This window comes from Yaniella sp. (assembly GCF_030453185.1).
Lineage (GTDB): Bacteria > Actinomycetota > Actinomycetes > Actinomycetales > Micrococcaceae > Yaniella.
Genome location: NZ_JAKDKW010000082.1, coordinates 1 through 10065, shown reverse-complemented (window position 1 = coordinate 10065; position 10065 = coordinate 1). Strand labels below are relative to the sequence as shown.

The window sequence follows — 10065 nt, the reverse complement described above, 5'->3', positions numbered from 1 at the left end:
TGGACCGAGGTCTACTCCATTGACGAAGCATTCTTGGGGCTGCGCGGTACGCTCGACGAGGTGCATGCTGCCGGTGAACAGATCAAGCTCGAGATTTTACGGCTTGTCGGACTGCCGGTTTGTGTGGGTATCGCCAAGACGAAGACGCTTGCCAAACTGGCGAACCAGGCGGCCAAGAAGATTCCCCAGCTCGCAGGAGTGTGCGTGTGGGATCGGGTGCCGGCGGCGACGACGGAGCAGCTGTTGGAAGATTTACCGGTCGGCGAGGTGTGGGGGATTGGCCACCGCGTGGCCAAGCGACTCAATGGCATGGGCATTGTCTCCATCAAAGACTTCCGTGACACCGATGAGCTGCGCATCAGGGACAAGTTTTCGATCGTTCAGATGCGCACCCTGCTGGAACTGCGAGGCACCTCGTGTATTCCGGCGGCCGAGGAACGCGAGATGAAAGACCAGCTGATCTTTTCCCGCAGTTTTTCGGAACCCATCACCGACCGCGAGCAGATGGAGCAAGTCGTAGCGATGTATGCCCAACGCGCGGCCTCCCGATTGCACCGCAATAATGCTGAAGCCAAGGTGATCACCGCATGGGCGATGACCAGCAATTTCAATGCCGAGCAATCGCACCAGCCGTCAGCCACAGTTGCAATGCCCGTTCACAGTGCGGATCCCGTCGTGTTGACCAAAGCCGCCAAGAGCCTCCTGCCAAAGATCACTCCCGGGGTCCGGTACGCCAAGGCCGGTATCACCGCATGAGTCCAAACACGTTGGTACACTGCTCGAACAAGTTCGAACCGAACACGGTAGTGGGGCCATCGGCCTGGGCGCTGGCGGCTTGAGGCAAGGCCCGTCCTGGCAGATGCGACGCGAGTTGATGTCCCCGCGCTACACCACCCACTGGGATGAACTCGTGACGGTGCAAGCCAAGTAGCCAGGAAGACCGCGTCCGAATTTTACTGTACAACTGACCAGTCGTTGCTATACAGTCGACCAGTAGATATTGCGTCAGCGTTTGTGCCGCGCGGCTCGGCATGTTGAGAGAGGATCCCGTGATGGTCGGACTGACCGAAGAACAAGAGTCACTATTAGAGGTTGTGCGCGATTTCGCGACCGACCGTATCGCGCCCAATGCGCTGCAGTGGGATGCGGAAAAACACTTCCCCGTAGACGTGCTCGCCGAAGCCGGAGAAATGGGGCTTGGTGGTATCTACGTCTCGGAAGACTACGACGGCGCTGGCCTCACCCGCCAAGATGCGGTCCTAATTTTCGAAGAGCTCGCCAAAGCTGACCCGGCGCTCGCCGCGTACATTTCCATTCATAATATGGTCGTATGGATGATCGATGCCTACGGCAGCGACGAGCAACGTGCCCAGTGGGTGACAGAACTGGCCTCAATGCAGAAGCTCGGAAGTTACTGCCTCACCGAACCAGGTGCGGGTTCGGATGCTGCGGCGTTGACCACGCGGGCGGTGCGCGATGGCGATGACTATGTACTCAACGGGGTCAAACAATTTATCTCGGGCGCAGGCGCCACCGACTACTACGTCGTCATGTGTCGGACGGCGGACACTGGCAACCGTGGCATTTCAACGCTGGTGGTTCCGGCTGAAGCCCCGGGCCTATCCTTTGGTCCGAATGAGCAGAAGATGGGGTGGAATACCCAGCCGACCCGTCAGGTCATTTTCGAAGACGTGCGCGTTCCGGTAGCAAACCGCCTGGGCGACGAAGGCGACGGGTTCCAGATCGCCATGAAGGGACTCAACGGCGGACGAATCAATATTGGTGCCTGCTCATTGGGCGGTGGACAAGCCGCACTCGAGAAGTCCGTTTCTTATCTCAAAGAACGCACCGCCTTTGGTGGACCATTGACGAACCAGCAGTCGCTGGTCTTCGATCTCGCTGACATGGACACCGAACTGGAATCCGCCAGGACGTTCTTGCTGCGTGCTGCTGGAGCTCTGGACGACAGTGCTTCGGATACCGTGAAACTCTGTGCGATGGCCAAACGCGTCGCCACGGATACTGGCTTCGAAGTGGCGAACAAAGCCCTGCAGCTGCACGGTGGCTACGGGTATCTGCACGAATACGGGATCGAAAAAATCGTTCGAGATCTGCGAGTTCACCAGATCCTGGAGGGTTCCAATGAGATCATGCGCGTCATCGTGGGTCGCATGCTGATCGACGGCTAACACAGCCTTCCGACCCGTTCGAACGGTAGCCAGTCAATGGAATAAGATAACTCTCAACACGCACAAAAAACGTCAAAGCCATTGCGACCTTGGTCAACCCGGGCGTCTATGAGTTCAAATTGGGTTTAGCTTCGCGCCTTGCTACGGATAACTGGATACCGTTTTGCGACCGTCTGCGACTTACTTCTTCCCCAGATCTAGTCGTAAACGTTCTTTCGTGGACCAGCATCGACGGCGAAGATCACTAGGCGGCCTGGCTGGATATCTGCGATCACGCGGTATCCGCCGGCAACCCGATACGACCATAAGCCTTTGAGATTATTCGTAAGCGGTTTCGCGGTGGCGGTCGGATCATCGAGTTGAGCGGCTTCTTCGAGTTTTGCTACTATCCGGCGGACGATTTGCCGGTCTACATCCTTCTTGAAGGCTTTGATGACTTTCGGGGAATACTCAATCGTCCAAGCCAAGTTCTGCCTTCATATCCTCGTGAGAGACGGTATTCAAATGGCCAGCCCGATGAGCTTCGACGTCATTGAGAATCGAATATTCCCATTCGATCTGATCGATTTGGCGTTCAATCATCTGATTAATATAGAAGCTTTGTGGTCGGCCGGTCTGCTCAGCGAGCTTCTTGATTCGGTCCTCTAGACCATCCTTCAATCTAATAGTCGTAGGCATCTGAGCCCTCCTGAATATATGTATTCACTATATTCAGTATTTCAAACCTGTCCGTTGAACACAACCTGATCGGTTGATTGTTTGGGGAATCTGGGACGTTCTTAGACTCCAATTATGATGGGGTGCCGTCGCTGTTATTGGGCTGAGGATAGTTCTGCGATTCCTGGCCTTGTAGGGCAGACTCGACGAGGTTGCTCATCGGTGGCTCGACGCCGTCTTTGACAGCCGAGGCCCATGCTTCGGTGGTCGTCACCGCAGCGAAGTTGGAATTCAGGATGGTCATGATGGTTTCGTGCACCTGCTTCGCAGACACCTCGCCGGCGTCGTTAGTAACGTGAATGGCCCCGGTGGCATCCGAAAGCACTTCGGCCTGCACACCGTGTGGCTCAGCGCCTTCGGCAGTACCCAGTACACAGTTGTTGGTCATGTAACCGGTCAGCGTGATGGTATCGATGTTGTTTTCCTTGACCCATGCGGCGAAATCAGTGCCATCAAACACGCTGGCGTACTGCTTGCTGATGCGCTTGAATTCTGGTTTCACCTTGGCTTCGATGTCCGGGTGAAGTGCCCAGCCGATGGATCCAGTTGCGAAAATTGGTGCGCCCTCAGGTAGCTCGTGTTGCACGATGACTACCGGGATGCCTGCTTGTTCTGCGGCGTCGATGGCCTGCACGATATTGACCAGTGACTTATCGCGTGGCGGGTACTGGATTTCTAATGGACCATCAAAGTACTCATTCTGGACGTCGGTGACGACAAGTGCACGATTTGGGGCCGACATAAATATGCTCCTTCAGTTACCTTCAAGCATTGGCTTTTCTTTGCACTCTTGATTCTGGTCCAGCTCGCCATGCTACCGTGAGTGGCAGAAATGACCACTTTCGATGAATTTAGGACAAACGTGCGTATTGCTATCCATGCGTTCGATGGAATGACGATGTTCCACCTGTCCACGCCGTTGGCTGTGTTCGGTGAAGTCACCCGGTCGGGGCTGGCAGAGTGGGAAACCGCGGTGTTTAGTGACGACGGGCAGCCGGTGCGTACTGCCGAGGGGCTACTTATCGCCGACATCTCAGGCCCGGAAGTCGCCGACGAAGCCGATTTACTGATCTTTCCGTCGTGGCCCACTGACCTTCCACCAGCCGAACAACCACTGGTTGATATGGTCGCCGCAGCCCACGGTCGCGGCGCCACTATTGCAGGACTGTGCCTGGGCACATTTCCGGTGGCACACAGCGGCCTCTTGGACGGCCGGACGGCGGTCACACACTGGCTGAAGTCTGATGCCTTGGCCAGCCAAGCGCCCAATGTTCAGGTGCGTCCGGCGGCTCTCTATATCGATCACGGTGACGTGCTGACCTCGGCCGGAACCGCCTCAGCATTAGATGCTTGCTTGCACCTGGTGCGCACCAGTTTGGGAGCCGAAGTGGCGACTGCGGTGGCCCGGCGCCTCGTCATCGCGCCACATCGCGACGGCGGTCAAGCACAGTACATTGAGCGCCCACTGGATGATGGCACAGCAGCTGAAGGCCCGATCGGGGCTGCAATGGATTGGGCGTTGCACCACCTGGAAGAACCGTTGACGATCGAAGCGCTCGCAGCACGAGTACAGATGAGTCCGCGCAACTTTTCCCGACGGTTCAGGGAGTACGCCGGGGTGAGCCCGGCAAAATGGATTCTTGCTCGCAAGCTCGATGAGGCCCGGCGGCTCCTAGAAACCACCGAGCTACCTATCCGCGAAGTCGCCCAAGCCTGCGGTTTCGCCAGCCCGGTGACCTTCCGACAAAACTTCGTGACGGCATATGGGACCACGCCGACAGCCTATCGACACCACTTCAGCGACGTCGAAGCTACTCGTATGTCGGGATAGCTCGCGAAGAAATGTACAGATCCTCTGCCCGGTAGCGCTCTTGGATTGTCTCAGTAAATTCCTCGGCGGGGGCCTCAACGATCGACACCGACACCGCCTCAGCATCGGTGCCAAACGTTTCGACGTACTGCTGCTGCATTTTCTCGGCAATATCGCGTTTGGTGGCGTCATCGCGGCCGGGGTAGAGGGTGATGGCAATATGTGGCATGGTCAGCGACCTTTCAAGTGACGTTCTCAGGCCTGGGTCATCAATGGCCTGATTCGGGCAATGTGTGCTTCACATTACTAGACTGTCGTCAGATACCAGCGACCGCCTTGAGGAGCCCAGTTTGAGCCAACTTGCACCGCCGCAAACCGACGACGAGATTCGTGCCTACCTTGATGGACTTGGATTAGAGGGCATGATCGACCTGCATGTGCATTTCATGCCGGACAACGTGCAGCAGAAGGTGTGGGGTTTCTTCGACCGCCTACCTGAGATGGGTGAACCCGCCTGGCCGATCAACTATCGGTACTCGGATGAGCAGCGCGTGGCGATTCTGCGCGAGATTGGTGTTACTGCATTCAGTACCCTGAATTATGCGCACCGCCCCGGTATGGCCGCCTGGCTCAACGACTACTCCAAGACGTTTGCCGCTCAGTACGACGACGCGATTCATTCGGCTACCTTCTTCCCAGAACCCGGTGTTGAAGACATGGTCGGGCAGGTACTGGAAGACGGCGCGCAGATCTTCAAGATCCACATTCAAGTCGGCGCATTCTCGGCCATGGATCCCATGCTGGCCTCGTCGTGGCAGCTCGTCGCATCGGCCGGAGTGCCGGTGGTGATTCACTGTGGCAACGGACCACACGAAGGGGAATTCACCGGGCCGGGCCCGATCTTTGAACTGGCCGAAAAATATCCCGAGCTGGTATTGGTGGTTGCTCACGCGGGCCTACCGGAATACGAGCAGTTCGCTGAACTGGCCCGTCGTGCACCGAATGTATACCTGGATACCACGATGGTCGGCACCGACTACATGGAGCAGGTTGCGCCACTGCCGGAAGGGTATCTGGAGACCATGAGCCAGCTGAGCGACAAGATTGTGCTGGGTACCGATTTCCCTACCATCCCGCACAGCTATAGCCACCAGCTTGAGGTGCTGCATAACTGGGGGTTGGGCGACGATTGGATGCGCAAGGTTCTTTGGCACAACCCGCACAAACTGCTGAAGAATTAGTGACCGGTGGTGGGGCGGTTAACTGCAACGAGGGGCAGGTCGTGTTCTTTCGCGAGGCTGCTCCACTGCGCGGTGGTGCGGCGCTCAAACTGTTGCTCAAGCGTCGCGCGATCGTCGCCAAGCAGGGCCGTCAGTGCGGCATGAAAATGCGGTTCAACGGCGGCCAGGGCGATCCAACCGTCTTGCGTTTGGTATACGCCGTATTGGGGCGCACTACCAGATAGGGGTTGTCCGGGGGCTGTGCCGCCGATCAAAAACGGTTCTGCTGCTTCGTCGACCCCTTGCTTCAGACCGATCCTGCGGTGGAGAGCTGGCGTGTCTGCCGTTGGCCCGAGTTTTCGTTCCAAGAGCATTTCGAGTGCGGCGGTGGCTGCGCGCTCGCCGCCCACAACATCCGCCCAGGGGACTCGGGGCACGGCAGGCCCTTGCAGGACGCCGGCCTGCGCCTGATACGTGAGATCATGGCCCGGATCGTCGGGGTGTTCCGTATCGCCAACGATTTCCACGTGGGAAATACCGGCTTGTTCAACCATGTCATAGAGCCCGAGGCGGGATGCTGCGGATGGGCGCATTGAGGAAAGCAGCACGTCTGCCTCTGACAGCAGACTCAAGAATTTGTCCCGGCCCGCGTCGTCTTTGAGGTTCAAGGTCACGATGTGCTGGCCTTCGTTGAGTGCTGCGTACCACTCTGGGAATGCGCCAGTAGGGTCTCCGCCGGGGGCCTCAACCTTGATGACGGTCGCCCCCATGCGCAGTAAGCGCCGTGCGGCCAGGGGGCCCGGAAGGTTCGGCGCGATGGTGATGACGCGAATGCCGCACAATGTGGTGCGAGGCTCTTCCATTGGTCTCCTTACTTACGCGCTGAACAGTACGTGCATTTTCTATACAGGCTTACGGTAACAGTGCGTGATGGACTTCACAAGGCAAGACTCTTGGGGCGTCCGGCTCAATCGCGGGTGAAGGTGCCCGTGATCCCGGCGCCGAACGAGCGGGCGTTGACTGTATCGCCGCACGGGCATATCATCGTTGTATGACGTTCAATTCGAGTAGTTCCCTAGACGAGCTTGCAACCCGGTCCTACGCTCACCTTTTTCAGGCACTGGCTGATCCAACGCGGCTTGCCGTGGTGCAGCATTTAGCGTCGGGGGAGCATCGGGTTCGCGACCTGGTCGAGCATATGGGGTTAGCGCAGTCAACAATCAGTAAGCATCTGAGCTTTCTGGTGGAATGCGGGCTCATCAACGCCCGCCCCGAAGGTCGAGCCACTTGGTATTCACTCGCCGAGCCCGCGCTGCTGAGAATCTTGGTCGCCGCTGCAGAGAAAATGTTGGAAGCAACCGGAAATGCGGCGCAATTGTGCAGGCATTTACGCTCGGGCGAGCAATCGTGGACAGGGGGTAGCTAATGGGTGCGGGACATCATCACGGTCCTTCCGTCGAAGAAGCCGGTCAATCGGGAGATCATCGCAAAAAACTGTGGATTGCGTTTGGCATTACCGCGGTCATTGTTGTCGTGCAATTGGTCGGAACCATTATCACCGGCAGTTTGTCGTTGCTGACCGACACCGTCCACGCCATCACCGATGCGTCGGGCTTGCTCGTGGCGCTCATCGCGGCGACGTTGATGCTGAAGCCGCCGACGACGAAGCGGACGTGGGGTTTTCGGCGGATCGAGGTTGTTGCAGCACTCGGGCAGGCCACGCTATTGCTTGCCATTGGCGTATATGCGGCCATTGAAGGGGTCCGCCGTCTCGTGGAGCCGCCGGAAGTCCCGCCGATGGAACTGTTGGTTTTCGGTGTGCTCGGATTGGCCGCGAATATTCTTGCACTGACTGTACTGGCTTCAAGTCGGGGTGCGAACTTCAACATGCGCGCAGCATTCCTCGAAGTGCTCAATGACGCGCTTGGCTCGCTCGGGGTGATCGTGGCGGCGATCGTGATTGCCACCACCGGATTCCTGCAAGCGGATGCGATTGCCAGCTTGTTTATCGTGGCGCTGATTGTGCCGCGCGCCTATGTGCTGATGCGCGAAACACTAAGCGTGCTCATGGAATTTACGCCGAAGGGGCTCGATCTCGATGAAGTTCGCCGCCACATTATGGAGCTCGAGCACGTGATTGATGTGCATGACATTCACGCGTCCACCGTGGCTACGGGGCTGCCCGTGTTGACTGCGCACATCGTCGTCAAGGATGAGTGCTTCACCTCAGGGCATGTGGCGCAACAGCTCCAGGCGGTTCAGCAGTGCGTCGCCGAGCACTTTGACGTGGCTATTCACCACTCAACATTCCAGATCGAGACCGCTGCGATCGCAGCTCATGAGCCGGCGGTATTGAAGCACGACCTGAGTTAATGGGCCTCCAGGGCGCAAATGCCGACATTCGGTGCTGACGTTTTTGCTGCATGCACTTGCCAGTCTGTTGGTTAGTTAGTGCACTAATGAACCAGCGAGGTAATGTACCCGCGAAGCTATTTCACAATTGTGGAAGGTGAGTTCTATGGATGATGGTCGTCCACTGTTTCAACAGATCGCAGAGAAGATCGAGGCGTCGATACTCGACGGTTCGTTGGCTGAGGAGGACCAAGCACCATCAACAAATGCACTCTCAGCCTTCTACCGCGTCAACCCTGCAACCGCCGGCAAAGGCCTCAACTTATTAGTAGATCGAGGCATTTTGGTGAAACGACGTGGCCTGGGAACGTTTGTAGCGCCCGGAGCGCAACAAATCGTGCGCGAGGAGCGCGTTGAACAGTTTGCACAACACTACCTTGATCCCCTGCTGGCAGAAGCAAGGGCAATTGGACTCGATACCGAAGCGGTTCTGTCGATGCTTCGAAACCGCGATGCTTCCTAACGAGGAGAAACCATGACTACCCCGGATACCGCACAACGTGTCAGGGCAATTGAAGCACACGGCGTCACCCGCCGATTCAAAGACACCATTGCCCTGGATAACGTCACCCTCACTTTTGAAAAAGATAAGATTCACGGTTTGCTCGGCCGCAATGGTGCGGGCAAGACCACCATGATGTCGGTCATGACGGCGCAGGATTGGCCTTCCGAAGGTGATATCCGCGTGTTTGGTCAGACGCCGCATGAAAACGAACAGATTCTGCCCGATATCTGCTTCGTTCGCGAAGATCAGCGCTACCCAGAAGATGCCCTGGCGAAACATGCGTTCGCGGCGGCTCGAGATGCATTCGAGAATTGGGATGCTGAGTTTGAGCAACGCTTGATTGAAGACTTTCGAGTGCCGCTCAAGACTCCGATCAAGAAAATGTCGCGCGGTCAGAAGTCCGCCGTCGGGGTGATTATTGGCTTGGCGTCACGCGCCCCGCTCACGGTGTTTGATGAGCCGAAGAAGCCCAAGGGGGATACGTGTTACGTGCGCCCTCAGTCTACCGGATTTGCCTTGGCTGCGTAGAGATCCAGACAGGGACACCCAAGGCTGCTAGTCGGTGCCACCGTCCTCAATAACCCCTGAAGTCGGTCATGCCTGAAGCTTAGAATCATAGTGTGACGAAGCGCCACCGGAGAAAGCCGAAGAAGTCGGCGGTCGAGCGCGTGCTGTGCTCCGAAACGGGTAAACGCGAATACGAGCACTACGATGACGCAGTGCACGTGGCACTGAAACGGTCACGACGTGCAGGGCCACTGCGGATTTACGAATGCCCCTCATGCGGTTCGTGGCACCTGACCAAACGCCGTAACTGGGGCAGACCACCAGCCACCTAGCGATCCCCTACAGGCCTGTCTCGGCGTGGAGTGCCTGTGTTCTGGAGTATCTCCTTTATCGAGTATCCTGCTGCACTGTTCTCGTGTTCTGGGAAGCGATGCTCTGCGTATTTGTAGCCTTTGGGTTAGTCACCTATGGCTTTGTACAACGTGAGGGCCAAGGCCGTGCGGTCCCTCGCATCGAGTTTCCGCAGGAGTGCCGAAACATGGTTCTTGACGGTTCCTTCGGCGAGAACAAGAGTCTCTGCGATCTCGGTGTTCGTTAGCCCACGGGCGACGAGTTCGGCCACAATGCGTTCACCGCGGGTAAGGATTGCGAGAGGCTCATCTCGGGAGTCTTTAGTTCGCATCGCTGCCTTCGCGACGCGCGGAT

General features: G+C 57.4%; 14 protein-coding genes and 1 pseudogene. 9 read left to right on the top strand and 6 right to left on the bottom strand.

Annotated elements, in window-relative coordinates:
- From L0H14_RS10515 to L0H14_RS10505, 3 genes and pseudogenes are all read left to right on the top strand, one after another.
- A pseudogene (locus L0H14_RS10515) lies at positions 1-756 on the top strand (DNA polymerase V subunit UmuC); the annotation flags it as partial.
- Positions 757-835: 79 nt separating this feature from the next.
- Positions 836-931, top strand: a complete 96-nt coding sequence (locus L0H14_RS10510) for a DUF4113 domain-containing protein (protein WP_301418728.1) — start codon at positions 836-838, stop codon at positions 929-931.
- A 121-nt stretch (positions 932-1052) separates the two neighbouring features.
- Positions 1053-2189, top strand: a complete 1137-nt coding sequence (locus L0H14_RS10505; protein WP_301418726.1) for an acyl-CoA dehydrogenase family protein — start codon at positions 1053-1055, stop codon at positions 2187-2189.
- A gap of 197 nt (positions 2190-2386) precedes the next feature.
- Here the strand turns inward: L0H14_RS10505 and L0H14_RS10500 are convergent, their stop codons facing one another.
- The 3 genes from L0H14_RS10500 to L0H14_RS10490 all read right to left on the bottom strand — a co-directional run bounded on the left by L0H14_RS10500 (position 2387) and on the right by L0H14_RS10490 (position 3648).
- Entirely contained in the window at positions 2387-2656 is a 270-nt protein-coding gene (locus L0H14_RS10500; protein WP_301418724.1) for a type II toxin-antitoxin system RelE/ParE family toxin, read from the bottom strand.
- On the bottom strand, positions 2640-2867 hold the full coding sequence (locus tag L0H14_RS10495; RefSeq protein ID WP_301418721.1) for a DUF6290 family protein: 228 nt from the start codon (positions 2865-2867) through the stop codon (positions 2640-2642). Before L0H14_RS10495 ends, L0H14_RS10500 begins: the two co-directional genes overlap by 17 nt.
- Positions 2868-2979: 112 nt before the next feature.
- Complete coding sequence (locus tag L0H14_RS10490) at positions 2980-3648, bottom strand: isochorismatase family protein (RefSeq protein ID WP_301418719.1); 669 nt, start codon at positions 3646-3648, stop codon at positions 2980-2982.
- Positions 3649-3738: 90 nt separating this feature from the next.
- Here L0H14_RS10490 and L0H14_RS10485 point away from each other — a divergent pair, with 90 nt between their 5' ends.
- Positions 3739-4737 carry a GlxA family transcriptional regulator gene (locus tag L0H14_RS10485; RefSeq protein WP_301421792.1) on the top strand — a complete coding sequence of 333 codons (999 nt, stop codon included), beginning with the start codon at positions 3739-3741 and terminating at the stop codon, positions 4735-4737.
- On the opposite strand, the gene L0H14_RS10480 is transcribed toward L0H14_RS10485, so the two are convergent.
- On the bottom strand, positions 4718-4945 hold the full coding sequence (locus L0H14_RS10480; protein ID WP_301418715.1) for a tautomerase family protein: 228 nt from the start codon (positions 4943-4945) through the stop codon (positions 4718-4720). The two genes, L0H14_RS10485 and L0H14_RS10480, sit on opposite strands and share 20 nt — an antisense overlap.
- 121 nt (positions 4946-5066) lie before the next feature.
- Here L0H14_RS10480 and L0H14_RS10475 point away from each other — a divergent pair, with 121 nt between their 5' ends.
- On the top strand, positions 5067-5957 hold the full coding sequence (locus L0H14_RS10475; protein WP_301418713.1) for an amidohydrolase family protein: 891 nt from the start codon (positions 5067-5069) through the stop codon (positions 5955-5957).
- On the opposite strand, the gene L0H14_RS10470 is transcribed toward L0H14_RS10475, so the two are convergent.
- On the bottom strand, positions 5954-6799 hold the full coding sequence (locus L0H14_RS10470) for a CoA transferase (RefSeq protein WP_301418711.1): 846 nt from the start codon (positions 6797-6799) through the stop codon (positions 5954-5956). The two genes, L0H14_RS10475 and L0H14_RS10470, sit on opposite strands and share 4 nt — an antisense overlap.
- Positions 6800-6987: 188 nt before the next feature.
- Here L0H14_RS10470 and L0H14_RS10465 point away from each other — a divergent pair, with 188 nt between their 5' ends.
- The 4 genes from L0H14_RS10465 (at position 6988) to L0H14_RS10450 (ending at position 9381) form a co-directional block, all read left to right on the top strand.
- On the top strand, positions 6988-7362 hold the full coding sequence (locus tag L0H14_RS10465; RefSeq protein ID WP_301418709.1) for a helix-turn-helix transcriptional regulator: 375 nt from the start codon (positions 6988-6990) through the stop codon (positions 7360-7362).
- Positions 7362-8309, top strand: a complete 948-nt coding sequence (locus tag L0H14_RS10460) for a cation diffusion facilitator family transporter (protein WP_301418707.1) — start codon at positions 7362-7364, stop codon at positions 8307-8309. The genes L0H14_RS10465 and L0H14_RS10460 overlap by 1 nt, the downstream gene beginning before the upstream one ends.
- A gap of 145 nt (positions 8310-8454) precedes the next feature.
- Entirely contained in the window at positions 8455-8811 is a 357-nt protein-coding gene (locus tag L0H14_RS10455; RefSeq protein ID WP_301418705.1) for a GntR family transcriptional regulator, read from the top strand.
- 12 nt (positions 8812-8823) lie between these two features.
- Positions 8824-9381 carry an ATP-binding cassette domain-containing protein gene (locus L0H14_RS10450; protein WP_301418703.1) on the top strand — a complete coding sequence of 186 codons (558 nt, stop codon included), beginning with the start codon at positions 8824-8826 and terminating at the stop codon, positions 9379-9381.
- A 436-nt stretch (positions 9382-9817) separates the two neighbouring features.
- Here L0H14_RS10450 and L0H14_RS10445 read toward each other — a convergent pair.
- The coding region (locus tag L0H14_RS10445; protein WP_301421791.1) for a response regulator transcription factor at positions 9818-10065 on the bottom strand (248 nt) is incomplete at its 5' end.

Coding starts and splice junctions, on each gene's coding strand:
- L0H14_RS10465 (WP_301418709.1), top strand. CDS start 6,988: ATGACGTTCAATTCGAGTAGTTCCCTAGACGAGCTTGCAACCCGGTCC.
- L0H14_RS10505 (WP_301418726.1), top strand. CDS start 1,053: ATGGTCGGACTGACCGAAGAACAAGAGTCACTATTAGAGGTTGTGCGC.
- L0H14_RS10470 (WP_301418711.1), bottom strand. CDS start 6,799: ATGGAAGAGCCTCGCACCACATTGTGCGGCATTCGCGTCATCACCATC.
- L0H14_RS10450 (WP_301418703.1), top strand. CDS start 8,824: ATGACTACCCCGGATACCGCACAACGTGTCAGGGCAATTGAAGCACAC.
- L0H14_RS10485 (WP_301421792.1), top strand. CDS start 3,739: ATGACCACTTTCGATGAATTTAGGACAAACGTGCGTATTGCTATCCAT.
- L0H14_RS10495 (WP_301418721.1), bottom strand. CDS start 2,867: ATGCCTACGACTATTAGATTGAAGGATGGTCTAGAGGACCGAATCAAG.
- L0H14_RS10490 (WP_301418719.1), bottom strand. CDS start 3,648: ATGTCGGCCCCAAATCGTGCACTTGTCGTCACCGACGTCCAGAATGAG.
- L0H14_RS10480 (WP_301418715.1), bottom strand. CDS start 4,945: ATGCCACATATTGCCATCACCCTCTACCCCGGCCGCGATGACGCCACC.
- L0H14_RS10460 (WP_301418707.1), top strand. CDS start 7,362: ATGGGTGCGGGACATCATCACGGTCCTTCCGTCGAAGAAGCCGGTCAA.
- L0H14_RS10455 (WP_301418705.1), top strand. CDS start 8,455: ATGGATGATGGTCGTCCACTGTTTCAACAGATCGCAGAGAAGATCGAG.